The following is a 15767-nucleotide window of genomic DNA, read 5'->3' as shown; positions in this document are numbered from 1 at the left end:
CCGGCGCGGCCAGCACCTAGCCTGCCCGCAGTGCGTGCCAGGGGGAGTTCCATGTCTCGACGAGCTGCGCTGCTGGCTCCGCTGGTGCTGGTGGCACTGCTGACGTTCGCATGTGCGGACGATGGCGACGTCGTCACCATTCACACTGGGCTCGAACCTGAGCCCGACGCCGAGCTCATTGCCGAGCTCGACACCGACGGCGACGGCGTCGTGTCACGAGAGGCGGCGCAAGCTGCCGCCACCGAAGCCGAGCGACAAGCGCAAGAGGACGCCGATCGCGCCGAGCGTGACGCGGCGCGCGCAGCTCAAGAAACCGCATATCAAGCGCTGCTCGCCGACGCTGACGCCGTTGCGGCGAGCTTCCCAGGCGGTCAGATCCTCATCGGTGATGTGCGAGCCAACATCGTCGAGTCACCTGTCACCCTCATGGACGACCCGGAGAACCCGACGCACGAGGAATTCGTGTCCCGGCTCACGTCGATGATCCAGCTGCGCCTCGCCGGCATCGCGCTGGACGAATCGGGCTTCCCGGTCGACATCGGCCTCCCTGACGCAGAGATCAATGCGCAGGTGCAGGCCCACCTCGAGGGCCCCTTCGAGGAGTTCGCTCAGCAGCGCGCTATCGAAGACGATCCCAGCATCGAGCGGCTGGCGACGCCTCACTGTGTGAGTGCGCTGGCCGTGACATCCGAGGCCGACGCCGTCGCGGCTTCCGACCGCGTACAGGCTGGTGAGCCCCTCGGCGATGTCGCTGCCGCGGTCAATCTGCCCGGACTCACCGAGACTGACGGCACTATCGGCTGCGGCCAGCCCTTCGATCTGTTCGGCGGCGGCGAGCTCGCGCTGGCTCTGCTCGAACTGGAGCCCGGCGAACTGACAGCGCCGCTGCTGCTGCCGTCTGCAGCGAGCCCGACCGGTGAGCTGTGGGTGGTGCTGCGTGTGGACTCGCTGCGCACCGATGCCACCGATCTCTCGTCGATCGGGCCGTTTGCGGGCCATGTGCTGACGGAGGCCATGTCTACCTACGAGGTGAACGTCGCCCCGGCGCTCGGCGCATGGAACGCCGGCAACCTGCGGGTGTCGTTGCCGATCCTGCCGTGAGCCGCTGCGTGCGGGGGGGCAATCGTGGCCACTGAGCGGTGCGCCGGCCCCGAACCAGATCTGGGGCACCGGCTCGTTTCGCTTCATGAGGTCATCACCAGACTGCGGCAGGAGTGCCCGTGGGACCGGGCGCAGACGCACGCCACGCTCGCTCCGTACGCACTCGACGAAGCTTCGGAGCTGGCCGAGGCGTTGCAGGCAGCTGAAGACGCGCTGTCCGGCCACACGGTCGAATCGGCCACGGCGATCGAGGATCTCGTCGAGGAATTGGGCGATGTGCTGCTGCAGGTGCTGATGAATGCCGCGATAGGCGAGCAGGCGGGAACATTCACCTTGGCTGAGGTGCTCGAAACCGTTGAGGCCAAGATGCTGCGCCGCCATCCCCACGTGTTCGAGCGCGACCCGAGTGCGCCCGAGCCCACTGATGATGAGCTGTCGATCCAATGGGAGGCGATCAAGGCCGCCGAGCGTGAGGCCCGGGCTCGGCGGATTGCCGCGCGCGAAGCGCGCACGAGCTAGCCGGCGCGAAGCGCGCACGAGCTAGCCGGCGCCCGCCCTTCGGTACTCTCGCTATGCGTGACAGAGCGCGCGCCTACGCAGATCGTCCAAGTGACCGGTCGCGAAGTCCTCGATTCCCGCGGCAATCCCACGACCGAGGCTGAGGTGCGGACCGCAGGCGGCGCCGTGGGCCGCGCCATCGTGCCCTCAGGTGCCTCGACGGGGCAATTCGAGGCCGTCGAGCTGCGGGACGGCGGCCAGCGATATGGCGGCAAGGGGGTCGCCGTCGCCGTAGGGCATGTGAACGGCGAGATCGCCGAGGCGCTGGTAGGTCTCGATGCTGTCGATCAGCGATCGGTCGATCACACGCTGATCGAGCTCGATGCGACGATGAACAAGGCTCGCTTGGGTGCGAACGCCGTGCTGGCCGCCTCCCTTGCGACCGCACATGCGGCGGCAGCGACGCTGGGGTTGCCGCTCTACCGCCACGTCGGCGGCGCCAATGCACATGTGCTGCCCACGCCGATGATGAATGTCATCAACGGCGGTGAGCATGCCGACAACAACGTTGATTTGCAGGAGTTCATGATCGTCCCGGTCGGCGCGGCGTCATATTCCGAGGCGCTGCGGTGGGGCACCGAGACGTATCACGTGCTGAGCGGCGTGCTGCGCTCGCGCGGGCTCTCGACGGCCGTCGGCGACGAAGGCGGGTTCGCTCCCGACCTGGAGTCCAACGAGGCGGCGCTCGCGCTGCTGATCGAAGCGATCAGCGAAGCCGGCTTCGAGCCTGGCGCCGACATGGCACTCGCACTCGACGTGGCATCTACGGAGTTCCACGCCGACGGCGTGTACACCCTTGCCGGTGAGGGTCGCCAGCTCGACGCTGCCGGATTTGCCGGCTATCTGGCCGACCTGTGTGAGCGCTATCCGATCTGCTCAGTCGAGGACGGCATGGCCGAGGACGACTGGGACGGCTGGTCGACGCTCGGCGACTTGGTCGGCGAGCGAGTCCAGCTCGTCGGCGATGACCTCTTCGTCACGAATATCGAGCGGCTGGGGCGTGGCATCGCTGCTGGCGTCGCCAACAGCGTGCTGGTGAAGGTCAACCAGATCGGCACGCTCACCGAGACGCTCGATGCTGTCGAGTTGGCAGGACGGTCCGGCTACACCGCGGTCATGTCGCACCGCTCGGGCGAGACCGAGGACACCACCATTGCCGACTTGGCTGTAGCCACCAACTGCGGGCAGATCAAGACCGGCGCGCCGGCACGGTCCGATCGGGTCGCCAAGTACAACCGGCTGCTGCGCATCGAGGAAGAGCTCGGCGAAGATGCTGCGTACCGGGGCGGCAGCTCGCTTGCCCGTGACCCATAGACCCCGTTTCCCAGAGGCACAGCGCCCATGAAGCCCTCGAGCCCATGACTGCAGCGCCGGCGGACCTGCCGACGCAGGCTCGCCGTCGGGACGGTCGACCCCGGCCCCTGGCGGTGCTCATCAGCTTGGTCATCGTGGTGAGCGCCGTCGGCCTACTGGCGGTGCTGCTGTTCCCCTGGCAGTCGCTGACGTCTCAGCGGCGCAGCATCGACCACGCCGCCGACACGCTCGAGCGGCTGCAGGCGGAGACGTCCCACCTGACCGTCCGAGTGGCCGAGGCCAAGGATCCGGTGGTGGTGGAGCGGATTGCGCGTGAGCAGCTCTCCTTGGTGCGCGAAGGCGACACCCTGTATCGCCTCAATGTGGATCCTGCCGACGTGATCACGCTGCCGACCTCGTGGCCGCTGCCGGGCGTGGCCCACCTGCTCGGCGATGGCGAGGGTTGACGTTCGTCAGTCGGTCATGATCTGCAGGGCCCGCCCGATGATCGCATCGCGGTGAGTGTCGGGCTCCACACCGCTCTGCTCGAGCGACAGGCGGATCGTGCCCACAGCGGCTGCCGCACGGATCCGATCCTCGACTTCGGGAGAAGATCCGGTGAGCCAGGCAAAGAGGTCTCTGGCTTGGGCTCGGAGCCGTTGACCGACCGCGCTCTGCTGAACGTCGACGTCGTCGGCGACGAGCCGGAACGCCACGATGTCACGGGCCAGCAGGTCGAAGTAGCGATCGAGCACCTCCCGCAGGGCTTCCGGCGTCGGCTCAAGTTGGGCCATCCTGGCGATGATCGTCTCGCCGTCGCGCTCCATCGGCGCCAAGACCCCGGCGAGCACGTCTTCCTTGCCGGTGAAGTGGTAGTAGAGCGCTGCCGGCGTGAGGCCGAGTCCTGAGGTGAGCTGCCGTATCGACGTACCGCGGTAGCCCTGCCGGGCGAACAGGTCACGGGCCCGCCGCAGGATCGAGTCATGCGTGTCCGGCGGTGCCGGTTCGCTTGCGCGTTCCGGCGTGCCGCCAGTACCCGCTCTGGCCCCTTCGCCGGCCACATCGCTAAACTACTGCTGCGCTTGCGGGGGGCTTGTCCTCGTGTCTGCGCGTGACCGCCGCATGGTGCATGATGGTGCGCGCTCGGCCCTCGCGGCCGCGTGCTACGCCGCCCGGCCTCACGGCCGCGGAACAATATGCTCGGCCCGGAGGCCGACGAGACGGGAGAGGTCATAGTGGAGATCAGCGTCACGGTGAACGGCGAGACTCGTACCGGCGATGTCGAACCGCGCACGCTGCTCGTGTACTGGCTGCGGGACGATCTGCGGCTGACAGGCACGAACATCGGCTGCGATACGTCCTCGTGCGGCGCCTGCACAGTGCATGTGAACGGCGAATCGGTGAAGTCGTGCACGATGTTGGCGGTGCAGGCTGACGGCGAGGACATCCTGACCATTGAGGGTTTGGCGCCGTCGGAAGACGAGCTTCACCCGATGCAGGAGGCCTTCCGCCAGAACCACGGCTTGCAGTGCGGCTACTGCACTCCCGGCATGGTCATGGCGGCGGTATCGCTGCTCGATGAGAACCCCGACCCGTCCGAGCGAGACGTCCGCTTGGGACTGGAAGGGAACCTGTGCCGCTGCACGGGGTACCACAACATCGTCAAGTCGGTGCTGGCCTGCGCGGCCGGCGAGACAGCGGCTTGAGGGGAGCGCAGCAATGATTCCTGCAGCATTCGATTACGTACGGGCCGGCTCCGCGGAGGAGGCCATAGCGCTGCTCGGCGAGCATGGCGACGAAGCCAAGCTGCTGGCCGGCGGCCATTCGCTGCTGCCGATGATGAAGCTGCGCTTGGCGGTGCCGAGCGTGCTCGTGGACATCGGCCGCGTCGGCGATCTCAGCTACATCACTGACGGCGGCGACCACATCGCCGTCGGTGCGCTTACCCGCCACCGTGCGCTGGAGACCAGCGACCTGCTGGCTGCCGAGTGCCCCCTGCTAGGTCATGTGGCAGGCGAGGTGGGCGACCCGCAGGTGCGGCACCGCGGCACCATCGGCGGCTCGCTGGCCCACTCCGACCCGGCATCCGACCTGCCGGCGGCAGTGCTGGCGCTGGGCGGCACGCTCGTCGCTCAGGGGCCCAACGGAAGCCGTGAGATAGCTGCTGGCGATTTCTTCACCGGCTACTTCGAATCGGCGCTGGCCGACGACGAGATGCTGACCGAGATCCGGGTCCCGAAGGCCCCCGGCGCCGGCTGGAACTACCAGAAGTTCAACCGGCGGGCCCAGGACTGGGCGATCGTCGGCGCTGCTGCGGTGACCGTCAACGGCGGCACGAACGTGGCGCTCGTGAACATGGGCTCAGTGCCGCTGCGGGCCAGTGCGGTCGAGGCGGCGCTGGCAGGCGGAGCGTCAGCGGCTGATGCCGCTGAACAGGCTGCCGAGGGCACAAACGCCCCCACGGACCTGAACGCCACGCCCGACTACCGCAACCACCTCGCCCGGGTGCTCACCCGCCGGGCACTCGAGGCAGCCGGCGTCTCGGCATGAAGCACCATCTCCGAACTGCTGCCGCTTACGGCCGTCGCCTATTGGCGATTGCCGCATTCGTATTGGTGGCGACCGTGCTTCCCGTGGCAACAGCGGGCGCAGATCCATCAGCATCGGCTGCCGCCGCATTAGCTGGTGAATTCCCATCTTCCGAGACCGGTCAAGGCATAGGCGGGCAGAATGGGATTGATGGGAACTCGCCTCCGTTCATTGGTCGTTACACGTCCGGCGCGATAGCGACGACCGGGGAGATCAGGCAACTAGAAGAGCACTGCGAGAGCAGCGAGTGTCTCTTGCTGTTTCTGGATGACGGCGAATCGGCAATCGACGCGTTGGTTCGCAGAGCGATCGATGATCTCGAATCTCGAACCGCGGCTGCCGAGATCCTTCAGGACTTGGCTGCGAACGTTGACCGGTATGCGGCAATGCTGCCAGGAGAGTCCGAAGCAAGTTTCAGGGCGGATGTCGAAAATGCCCAGGCATCACTGCTAGCCGAAACCAGGGAACCGGGTAGCGGCCTGCGCCACCGCGGACTTGCCACGACTGATGCGGAAGATCCACAGGATCCACTCGACTCCTTGTCGGATAGCCCCGGCCTGATGAACAGCGGCAGCTTGGGGCTTGAATCCTATCTCACCAATCAATTCAATTGGCGTGCTACGCACTCGTTTCGATATATCATCGTGACGCGGGGCACAGCATCATTTTCACGGTATGTGGGGTCCATTGACGTTACCTATCGCATGGGCTTGAACGGATACGAGGTACGGTTTTCGCAAGAATTCCACGCGAATCCTTCAGGTAGTCAATTTGTGGTGGCCGACAACGTCAGTCGCTGTCGAATTGATCTATCTCGCAAGCGTGACCGGGATTGCGCTGCACATCCACGTCCCAGTAACGGCTATTCACAATGGTTGAGCTCTCTTGAGCAGCCAGCATTCGGTTATGAGTCTGTGTACGATTCGAGCGAACAACGCAAATTCTTTGAATTCGGCCATGACCTGCGATACCGCATAGCTGGGCATACCTCGCTCTACCACACATTGTGGGCGGGCCAGAGTGATCGGTATACATGTGACGACGATCGAGTCTACCGCTGCACTTTTGACTAGATGACAAGCGATCCAATTTGCACTCTGGTTGCACGAACATATTGCTGGCGCTTGTGGTACTGGTGAGCGGATGTGTCGGTCAACCGACGTTGATCGACGAGAGCGCTTCAGCTGATGCCGTCATCGACACTGAGCTAGTGGAGTCGACAGTCGCCCTTGCCGAGGAATCTTGTGGCATTCGATTTGAGGGCCTTCAACTACCCGAAGCGCGGTTTGATTCGCAGAGCGTTAATCCGCTGCACAGCAAGTCGGACTATTTGCTGTTTAAGTTTTTGGGTTTTGTGACGGAAGACTTTGATCGGTATGACATGTTCTCGGCGGCCGTTGCCGATCAGCGATTGGGTAGCTATGATGTTGCAACTGAGACAATATATCTCCACCCAAAGCTTCGGGGCGCGTCAACAGATCTTGCTCGCGTGACACTCATGCATGAATTGGTGCATTCATGGCATTTGCAAAGATATCCCGAAGTCGCTGAATCACTAGCGGCAGACTTACAGACTGAGCCAGATCGCTATCTGACAGGATTGGCAGTTGCCGAGGGCTTTGCCGCGGCATGCATGAACGCATGGCACAAGTTCCGCCTAGATGGCGGGACTGAGCGAAACGACATAGGCGAATATGTATTTGATGAATTTGACGAGGCTTGGCGTCTAGCGACGCAGGCAGAAGATTTCTCGTCATTGTCAAGATTCCATCGCCGTACTCAGCAATGGACATATGGATTGGGTGGTCGCTATTTTTCAGAGGTAATGGATACGACTCAGCCAACTGCACTTGGAAGTATGGCGATTTCGGAATGGCCATCTAGCACGGCGGAACTTCTCAAGTATGAGGATTTGTCGCAGTGCGAAGGTAGATGTAGATCGCTCGGCGCATTGTTGATGCGGGAAATGCTGATTTGGTCTGGCCTAGATTGGCAGAATTCGGACGTAGTGTCCTCGTCAGTGGTGGAGGATGCACTTGAATGGACAGACCACAGTGCCGGAAACACATGTGCCCACCTGAGCATCAGCTATCGCGAACTTGACGATGTCCATCCGCGTTCTCTTGGTGTCAGAGACGCTCTGCGCCGGTGGGCTGTAATAAATGATCACACGATCATGTTTGACGACGTTGATCCTGCCGATGGAAGTCGCTCTATTCTCGTGATGGAGCATTGCTATACGAACGATACCGCGGTTGAGCCATCTGCTGGACGAAATCGCGGCATGCCGCGGTACGTTGACTTTGCACGCGAATCCAGCGGGCTTGCGACTGAACAACCCGAATATGACGATGCCATTTTGATACCTGATCTCGGCGGGTCTGTGGTTGATACGCTTGTGCAGGCGGCAGGCCCGCATGAACAGAGAGAAGACGTGAAGGCGATGTTGTGGGCGATGGCCGAGCGCCCGGAGGCGTTCGTGGATGAGCTTCGAGGTGAAGAATCGGACTGGCTGCGTGCGGACGCAGAAAACGCGCTGAGCGCACTTGATTCATCTGATCCTGAGAGTCTTCGCCCTCTGGCTCCGCGCCCCGACGACGACCCACTCTCCATCACCATCAGACGCGAGTGGTGGTGACGCGGTGGAGTTGAGCACGATCCCACGCTGGCCTATTGAGCGGATCTGACTCAATCCAGCAGACTGGTGGCCTGGCCATCGTCGATTAGCATTCCCGTGCCGGCGTGATGAACTTGCTCTATCGGTTGCACAGCAATGCGACGGGGTTGCTATCGCTGGGAGCGTAGCCAGGGTCCTATCTGCTGGTAGCTGAACCTGACTCTGCCTCGCCCGGCCGTTTCGATGGCGCCCGCGTCGATGAGTCGCCGCCGGTAGGTCTGTGCGAAGTTCGGGGAGCGTTCGATGCGTTCTGCAATGCGGCTCATCTCCGAGTCGGCTTCGTCGAGTGACATCGCCCATAGGAATGTGCGATCCATGCTCGACAGTCCACTCCAGATCGGCTTGACGATCTGCTCCAGTACTGCATGATCGGCTTCCAAGGCCCCCGCGGCTGCATGCGTGGCGCTAATGCGGGCGGTGGGCGCCGCCATCTCCCAGCTGTGGTAGCCGACGAGCTGAATGGTGAACGGATGGCCGCCTGAGTCCCTCACCAAGTGTTCGAGTGCATCATCGTCGATGTGTCCGTGGGCTTCGCGGATCGGGAGTCTGATCGCATCCGCCGTGTCATCGTGTCCGAGCGCTTCCAGCCGGGCACGAGCACAGCGCTGGAAGAAGGTCATGCCACGATCAGCTAGCAGTGTCTCGTCTATTTCGGGCAGGGCTGCGCCGATGAAGGCGACAGGCAGCAGTTCTCGTCGCGTGACGTGCTGAATGGTGACCGCGAGTTCCGTGGCCTCGGGCAGCGACACGGCGTGCAGTTCGTCGACGGTGAGCAGCAGCCCGGTCGAGTCGCATGCGAGGCGCTCCGCAAGCGAGGTAAGAACGGAACGCAGGTCGATGTCGCTGCGCGCTGCGTCGGTTTCCTCGCTGGGCTCGAATCCGACGCCGACGCCCATCACCTTCACCGACGAGATTCGCCGGGGCGATGCACCGTCGACGGCTTCGTGGAGATGTCGGTGGGCTGCGTTGGTGATGAGACGGCACAGGTCGCGCACCGACGCCGACATCGAGATCACGCGCCAGCCGAGTCGCAGTGCCGCATCCTCGGCTTCGTTCAGCAGCACGGTCTTGCCCGAGCCGCGTACCCCGGTGATCAGCATGGTGTAGTCGGGATGCTGCGGACCCCGTTCGAAGGCGCGTGCAAATCGGGCGACGACATCGTCGCGGCCGGCCAGCGTCGGCGGTGTCGTTCCGAACGTCGGCAGAAAAGGGTTGTCAGCCGCCGCAGCCGTCATGCTTTTGTGAGATTATCACTTTTTGCTAAGTTCTCACTTTTAGGTTTGTTGTCACGTTCGGGCAGGGAAGTCAGTCCAGCAGGCCGGTGGCTTGGCCGCCGTCGATGAGCAGACCGGTGCCGGTGATGAACCTGGCCTGCTCGCTGCACAGGAATGCCACTGCAGCGCCGAAGTCGTCGGATTCGCCGCAGATGCCCATCGGGTTGCTCTGACCGGCCTGCTCGCGGTCCATCATCTTCGCGACCCGGTCGGTCCAGTGGGTGCCGGGCTGGGCGGAGTTGACGGTCACGCCATCGCCTGCGACCTCGCGGGCCGTGATCTTGAGGAAGCTGGTGAGACCGGCCCGTGCAACGGAGCTGGCAAGCAGGAACGGGATCGGCTGCTTGACGCCGACGCTGGTGATGGCGCACACCCGGCCCCAGCCGCGTTCGCGCATCGGCGGAACGGCCACCCGGCACATCTCGATCATGGCCTTGCAGTTCATGTCGAAGGCCATCTGGTAGGCGTCGATCTCGGTGCTCTCGAACATGCCCGGAGGCGGGCCGCCTGCGTTGGTGACAAGAATGTCGACCGAGCCGAGACCTTCGATGGCCTGCTCGACGAAGCTGCGACCCTCATCGGGGTTGCCCAGATCGGCAGTGATCGAGAGCACCTCGCCGTCGATCTGCGCGGCGGCTGCCGCCAAGCGCTCGGGGTCGCGGCCGCAGATGGCCACCCGCACTCCCTCGGCCGCAAGCGCCTTGGCCGATCCGAGTCCCAGCCCTGCTGAGCCGGCAGCTACTGCCGCGGTCCGTCCTGAGATTCCCAAGTCCATCGTCGATTCCCTTGTCTCAACCGGCCGCGACAGTTCCCGACTGGTTTGTGGTCGCCCGGAACCGTAGCCAACAGCCGACCGCCCCTGCGCAGCCCTCGTGCGCCGTAGCATCGAAGTGTGAGCGTGACCGCCGCGCCGCCGACGCACGACGAGCTCGTCGCGAAGATGACCGGTGGTATGACGCGGCCGGATCTGCCCCGGTTCGAGGGGTCGGACCGCCTGCGCGCAGACGGCCGGCCCAAACCGGCCCTTCGGGCGGAGCTGCGTCGCATCCCCAACTTCATCAATGCGATCGAGGTCATCGCCACGATGGCGGCGCCGGTGGCGGTCATCGCTCTGGTGGTTGCCATCGGGCACTGGCTTGCTCTGGTCGCTGCGGTGCCCGTTATCGGCACGCTGCAGCTGCGGATGTTCGTGCTGCACCACGAGGCGGCGCACCGGCTGCTGTTCTCGAACCGCTGGCTGAACGACCGGATCGGGATCAACCTGGTGGGTTGGCTCCCGTTCGGCACCGGCGCTCACCACTACCGCCGGGGCCACGCCAACCATCACCGTGACGAGTTCGGCCCCCGGGAGCCCGACTTCCTGCTGTATTCGTTCTACCCGATTGCCTGGCGGTCGCTCCGTCGGAAGTTCGTGCGGGATGCGGTGGGCGTGTCGGCATGGCGCATCGTCAAGCCCCGGTTCACCGGCTTGGCCAAGCTCAAGTTCCTGCCGCTCAGCCTGCGGTTCTTCGCAGGCCAGGCCATCGTGTTCGCGGCATTCTGGCTCGCAGGGCACCCGTGGCTGTACCTGTTCTTGTGGACGGTGCCTTTCTTCACCTGGTACCAGATCATCAACCGGCTGCGGGCCATTGCCGAGCACGGCGGTATGACCCGCACCGCCGACCGTCGAAACACGACGCATCACATCTGCCAGAGCTGGCTGGCCCGGGTGCTGTTCGTGCCGTATCACGTCGGATATCACCTGGCTCACCACGTCGATTCGGGTGTTCCGGCCCGCAACCTGAAGCGGCTGCAGCGGGTGCTGGAAGAAGATGGCTACCTGCCGCCCGAAGCCGCATGGCCCACGTATCGCTCGCTCTGGCGGGCGCTCGCCGCAGGGTCGCCGGAACCCGCAGCACAGCAATCCTGAAACACCGGCGGGGCAGGCCGACGGACCGGGGCCGCCGTCGAATACGTTTCGTGGCCATGTCGCGACTGAAATCCGCCCAGCTCGGTTCGAACTGCGGTCTCCAGGTGTCGGAGCTCTGCTTGGGAACCATGAACTTCGGCGTGCCCGGACGGGGCCACCAGGGCGACTGGACCCTGGGCGTCGAGGAGGCCCGTCCCATCTTTGAGGCCGCCATCGAGCGCGGCCTGTACTACTTCGACTGTGCCGACATCTACGGGGTGGGTGCGTCCGAAGAGGTGGTGGGGCAGATCCTGCGCGAGCTGCTGCCGCGCGAGAAGTACGTGCTGACCACCAAGGTCTCGATGCCCATGGGGCGCAACCCCAACGAGAACGGCCTGAGCCGCAAGCACATCATGGAGGGGGTCGACAATTCGCTGCGCCGCCTCGGTGTCGACTACGTGGACCAGCTGATCATCCACCGCCACCCGCACGGCATCCCCGGCAGCGCGCAGACGCCCATCGCCGAGTCGCTGGAAGCGCTGCACGATGTCGTCAAGGCGGGCAAGGCGCTGTACCTCGGCGGTTCGTCCATGTTCGCCTGGCAATTCGCCGAGCTGCAGCTCACTGCCGAGATGCGCGGCTGGACCAAGTTCGTGTCGATGCAGAACCACTACAACCTCATCTACCGAGAGGAAGAGCGCGAGATGAACCCGTACTGCGCAGCCACCGGCGTGGCGCTCACGCCGTGGTCGCCGCTGGCGCGGGGCATTCTCACCGGGTCCTACCAGGGCAGTCTTGACGCCGGCACAACCGACCGCTCCAAGGGCCAGGATCGTGCCCGCACTGAGAGTCTTTATTTGGGTGAGCGCGACTTCGACATCGCCGCGCGGGTGTCCGAGGTGGCCGAGCGGCTCGATGTGCGCCCCGCCCAGATCGCCTTGGCATGGCTCAGCAACAAACCCGAGATCACCGCGCCCGTGGTCGGCGTGTCCAAGATCAGCCAGCTCGATCAGCTCGTCGAGGCCACGACCATCGAGCTCAGCGCCGACGACACGGCCTACCTGGAAGAGCTCTACCAGCCCGTCGAGAACCTGCTCTCGCTCGGCACCAGCTGATCGGGATGATGGCGGCGGGGTCCCCATGACGGTGCTTGTCACGGGCGGGGCCGGCTACATCGGATCAGTCGTGGTCGACGCTCTCATCGAGCGCGGCGAGAGCGTCCTCGTCGTCGACAATCTGACTCGCTCGGTGCAGCCGGAGTTCTCCTCGGGTGGGTCCTTCGAGACCGCAGATATCTGCGACACGGGGCACATCGGGCAGCTCATCGACGACCATGGCGTCGACGCGTGCATCCATCTCGCTGGCCTGATCTCCGTGGCCGAGTCAGTCCATGACCCGGGCACCTATGTCGAGAACAACATCGTCGGCTCGGCCCGGCTGTTCGAGGCCCTCGCCGACCACCACGTCCGCCAGGTGGTGTTCTCCTCGTCAGCAGCGGTGTACGGCAACGCCTCGTCGGTGCCGATCAGCGAGGATGCGCCGCTGCAGCCAACCAGCCCGTACGGCTGGACGAAGATGGTGGTCGAGCAGATGTTGGCTGCGTACGACTCAGCCAACAGGTTGCGCTCAGTCTCGCTGCGGTACTTCAACGCCGCGGGTGCGACCTCCCGCCGGATGGAACGCCACGAACCAGAGACGCACCTGGTGCCTCTCGCGATACGCGCTGCAACGAATCCAGGCGCGCCACTGAAGCTGTTTGGCACCGACTATCCCACCCCCGACGGCACCGCCGTGCGCGACTACATCCATGTATCCGACCTGGCGCACGCGCATCTGCTGGCGCTCGGCTACCTGCGCGACGGCGGCGACACGACGGTGCTGAACCTCGGAGCGGGTCGAGGTCATTCGGTGCTGGAAGTGATCGCTGCAGTCGAGCACGAGCTGGGTCGGGCAGTGCCCTATGAGGCCGGGCCTCGCCGTGCCGGCGATCCCGCCGAGCTGGTCGCCTCGCCGCAGCGAGCCCGTCGTGTACTTGATTGGGAGCCGTCGCAGTCGACCTTGGAAGAGATCGTGGCCTCGGCGGCAGCCCACGCCGACTGACCGCCAGAGCCGTCCCCGGCCTCACTCACCGCCGCCGATGAGCGAAGCGCCCGCCGCTGGCTGCGACAGCCAGATATCTGCGTCGAGCCCGCACGCAGCCCGGTATCGGTCGCGCACAGTGCGCGTAAAGGCTTCTGCCGCCTCAGCTTCCACGAGCGCCACGGCGCAGCCGGCGAAACCGCCACCGGTCATGCGAGCGCCCCTGCACCCAGGGCTGGACTGTGCGATCCCCACCATGGCATCGAGCGCCGGGCCCGAGACCTCGTAGTCGTCGCGCAGGCTGGCATGGCTTGCGTTCATGAGTGCGCCGAGGGCGTCGGCGTCGCCTGAGTCCATTGCACGCGCGGCTGCCTGCGTCCGCTCGTTCTCGGTGATGACGTGCCGCGCCCGTCGGCGCTCGGTTCTGAGGTCGGCGGGCATGCGTTCGATCGCATCCAGCTGAGCGTCTCGCAGCGCATCGGTGGCGAGCCAGTCCGCCGCCCGAGCGCAGGCGGCACGCCGGTCGGCGTACGCGGAATCGACCAGTTCCCGGCGCGTCATCGTGTCCAGGATCGCGATGACGGACCCGTCGACAAGTCGCCGCGGCTCGATGTCGAGCGACCGGCAGTCGATCAACGAGGCGTGCCCCTCTACTGCGCTCGCGCAGATGAGCGGGTCCATGATCCCGCACGGCATGCCGACCACTTCGTTCTCGACGCGCTGGCAGATCTGAGCCGTCGCCACGGCATCCCAGCTCTCGCCTGCAAGGTGCAGCAGTGCAGCCGCCATGGCGACCTCCAGTGCCGCCGAAGAAGACAAGCTCGCACCGATCGGAACATCGGTGGCAACCGAGCATCGCCACGGTTCGGTCGCGATTCCGCAACCGTCGAGCAGTCGGCTCACGCCGAAGACGTAGGCCGACCAGTGCGTCGTATCAATCTGATCTCGCTGGTGATCGAGCGATGCTTCGCCGAACTGCTCAGACACGACGGTGCTGACGACGTCACTGCCGGCACGGTCACGCTGCGCTCGGCTCAATACAACAACCGTGTCGAATTCGATCGCCATCGGCAGCACGAACCCGTCGTTGTAGTCGGTGTGCTCGCCGATCAGATTGACCCGTCCTGGTGCCCTGCTGACCACAGCGGGCGCGCCCCACCTTTCGCGATGCAGCGCAACGGCGCGCTCAGCCGCTGGTGCGCGATTTGTCACGCCGACTCGCGGGCCACCAATTCGACGGGCAGCACCACGGGCGGCCGCCGCTGCGCCGGCGCATCGATCAAGTCACCGAGTGCGGTGACGGCTTCGTTGCTGAGTCGGCCGCGGTCGAGCCGGATAGTGGTGAGCGCCGGCGTGATGTAGGTGCTCATCTCGATGTCGTCACAGCCCACCACGGCGATGTCGTCTGGCACGCGTCGGCCGCTCGCGGCGGCGGCACGCATCGCACCGATGGCCACGAGGTCGTTGTAGGCGAATATGCCGTCGAGGTCGGGCATCAGCGACAGCAGCTCTGCAAAGCCCGTTTCGCCACCCCTCACCGTCGGGTCGGCCTCCGCGGTTACGGCAGGCAGATGATCGCCACGGGCCTCGGTCAAGGCCGCGAGGAATCCGCGTTCTCGATGGCGCCGCCGCGGAGGCGAGACCGTGGCACTGATGACGCCCATGCGACGGCGGCCGGCGCTGAGCAGGTGCCGTGCTGCCAAACGCCCGCCTTCCTCGAGGTCGAACAGCACGCAGGCCACGTTGGGCGCCTCGACCAGGTCGTCCACGACCACGATCGGCAGCCCGCGCCGCCCGTAGTCGGTGAGCTGATCGATCGAGTCCAGCGCGGGAAAGACAATGACGCCGTCCACGGCGCGGGCCCAGAACGATCGGAGCACCTCTGCCTGCCGATCAGGATCGCTGCCGGTGCTGGCGAAGAACATCGTTTGGCCCGCTTCGCGCGCACGGTGCTGGATTCCTTCGGCGAGCGCGGGAAAGAACGGGTCGGTCATGTCGCCGCCTACCAGGCCGACGGTGCCGCTCCGCTTCGTGATCAGCGCCCTGGCGACCATGTTGGGCCGGTAGCGGAGTTCTTCGATGGCCGCCAGCACCTTCTTGCGGGTCTCGGGGCTGTAGCCCCCTTCGTCATTGACCACGCGCGAGACGGTCCGCGGCGAGACGCCGACCTTGCCGGCCACGTCGTGAAGAGTTGCTTCCCTGTCCATGACCCTCCCGATCGCCATCCGCCGGCTGGCGTTGGCTCTCGGTTCGTGCGCCGCAACTGGCGGTGCGCGCTCCCCGCACGAACCTACTGGCTGAGCTGATT

General features: G+C 65.0%; 16 protein-coding genes. 11 read left to right on the top strand and 5 right to left on the bottom strand.

The genetic code is table 11. The annotated features are described in order from the left end of the window. Positions 1-51: 51 nt before the first annotated feature. Genes ACOQPE_RS01220 through ACOQPE_RS01205 form a run of 4 tightly spaced genes read left to right on the top strand, consistent with a single transcriptional unit; the run spans position 52 to position 3419 of the window. Positions 52-1101: a hypothetical protein gene (locus tag ACOQPE_RS01220; RefSeq protein WP_420610122.1), complete on the top strand. Its 1050-nt coding sequence runs from the start codon at positions 52-54 to the stop codon at positions 1099-1101. A 24-nt stretch (positions 1102-1125) separates the two neighbouring features. Next, a complete protein-coding gene (locus ACOQPE_RS01215; protein ID WP_420610121.1) occupies positions 1126-1620 on the top strand; it encodes a MazG nucleotide pyrophosphohydrolase domain-containing protein in 495 nt (164 codons plus the stop codon). Between the two features lie 57 nt (positions 1621-1677). Next, the gene (gene eno, locus ACOQPE_RS01210; protein WP_420610120.1) at positions 1678-2973 is read left to right on the top strand and encodes a phosphopyruvate hydratase; all 1296 of its coding nucleotides are present in this window, start codon (positions 1678-1680) and stop codon (positions 2971-2973) included. Positions 2974-3017: 44 nt separating this feature from the next. Then, a complete protein-coding gene (locus ACOQPE_RS01205) occupies positions 3018-3419 on the top strand; it encodes an FtsB family cell division protein (protein WP_420610119.1) in 402 nt (133 codons plus the stop codon). Between the two features lie 6 nt (positions 3420-3425). On the opposite strand, the gene ACOQPE_RS01200 is transcribed toward ACOQPE_RS01205, so the two are convergent. Continuing rightward, on the bottom strand, positions 3426-4013 hold the full coding sequence (locus ACOQPE_RS01200; RefSeq protein WP_420610118.1) for a TetR/AcrR family transcriptional regulator: 588 nt from the start codon (positions 4011-4013) through the stop codon (positions 3426-3428). A 135-nt stretch (positions 4014-4148) separates the two neighbouring features. On the opposite strand from ACOQPE_RS01200, the gene ACOQPE_RS01195 reads away from it, so the two are divergent. From ACOQPE_RS01195 to ACOQPE_RS01180, 4 genes are read left to right on the top strand one after another with little or no spacing between them, the layout of a single operon-like run. Then, positions 4149-4658 (top strand): (2Fe-2S)-binding protein, encoded by a 510-nt coding sequence (locus ACOQPE_RS01195; protein WP_420610117.1) that lies wholly within the window; start codon positions 4149-4151, stop codon positions 4656-4658. A 13-nt stretch (positions 4659-4671) separates the two neighbouring features. Beyond that, the gene (locus ACOQPE_RS01190; protein WP_420610116.1) at positions 4672-5502 is read left to right on the top strand and encodes an FAD binding domain-containing protein; all 831 of its coding nucleotides are present in this window, start codon (positions 4672-4674) and stop codon (positions 5500-5502) included. Then, a complete protein-coding gene (locus ACOQPE_RS01185; RefSeq protein ID WP_420610115.1) occupies positions 5499-6614 on the top strand; it encodes a hypothetical protein in 1116 nt (371 codons plus the stop codon). The genes ACOQPE_RS01190 and ACOQPE_RS01185 overlap by 4 nt, the downstream gene beginning before the upstream one ends. Before the next feature lie 41 nt (positions 6615-6655). Then, the gene (locus ACOQPE_RS01180) at positions 6656-8179 is read left to right on the top strand and encodes a hypothetical protein (protein ID WP_420610114.1); all 1524 of its coding nucleotides are present in this window, start codon (positions 6656-6658) and stop codon (positions 8177-8179) included. A gap of 149 nt (positions 8180-8328) precedes the next feature. On the opposite strand, the gene ACOQPE_RS01175 is transcribed toward ACOQPE_RS01180, so the two are convergent. Together ACOQPE_RS01175 and ACOQPE_RS01170 are read right to left on the bottom strand one after the other, a co-directional pair. Then, positions 8329-9453, bottom strand: coding sequence for an ATP-binding protein (locus ACOQPE_RS01175; RefSeq protein WP_420610113.1), 1125 nt, complete (start codon positions 9451-9453; stop codon positions 8329-8331). 70 nt (positions 9454-9523) lie between these two features. Further along, positions 9524-10267, bottom strand: a complete 744-nt coding sequence (locus tag ACOQPE_RS01170) for an SDR family oxidoreductase (RefSeq protein ID WP_420610112.1) — start codon at positions 10265-10267, stop codon at positions 9524-9526. A gap of 117 nt (positions 10268-10384) precedes the next feature. Between ACOQPE_RS01170 and ACOQPE_RS01165 the strand changes: the two genes are divergently transcribed. The 3 genes from ACOQPE_RS01165 to galE are packed head-to-tail and all read left to right on the top strand — an operon-like array spanning position 10385 to position 13480. Next, positions 10385-11401, top strand: coding sequence for a fatty acid desaturase (locus ACOQPE_RS01165; RefSeq protein WP_420610111.1), 1017 nt, complete (start codon positions 10385-10387; stop codon positions 11399-11401). 56 nt (positions 11402-11457) lie between these two features. After that, positions 11458-12495 (top strand): aldo/keto reductase, encoded by a 1038-nt coding sequence (locus ACOQPE_RS01160; RefSeq protein WP_420610110.1) that lies wholly within the window; start codon positions 11458-11460, stop codon positions 12493-12495. A 25-nt stretch (positions 12496-12520) separates the two neighbouring features. Next, a complete protein-coding gene (galE, locus tag ACOQPE_RS01155) occupies positions 12521-13480 on the top strand; it encodes a UDP-glucose 4-epimerase GalE (RefSeq protein WP_420610109.1) in 960 nt (319 codons plus the stop codon). A gap of 21 nt (positions 13481-13501) precedes the next feature. On the opposite strand, the gene galK is transcribed toward galE, so the two are convergent. After that, complete coding sequence (galK, locus tag ACOQPE_RS01150) at positions 13502-14671, bottom strand: galactokinase (RefSeq protein ID WP_420610108.1); 1170 nt, start codon at positions 14669-14671, stop codon at positions 13502-13504. Further along, positions 14668-15639, bottom strand: a complete 972-nt coding sequence (locus tag ACOQPE_RS01145) for a LacI family DNA-binding transcriptional regulator (RefSeq protein WP_420610107.1) — start codon at positions 15637-15639, stop codon at positions 14668-14670. Before ACOQPE_RS01145 ends, galK begins: the two co-directional genes overlap by 4 nt. Positions 15640-15767: the final 128 nt, after the last annotated feature.

This window comes from Candidatus Poriferisodalis sp. (assembly GCF_965219595.1).
In the GTDB taxonomy this organism is placed as follows: domain Bacteria; phylum Actinomycetota; class Acidimicrobiia; order Acidimicrobiales; family Poriferisodalaceae; genus Poriferisodalis.
Note: the sequence above shows the minus strand (reverse complement) of the source record. Positions and strands in the feature narration are given on the sequence as shown.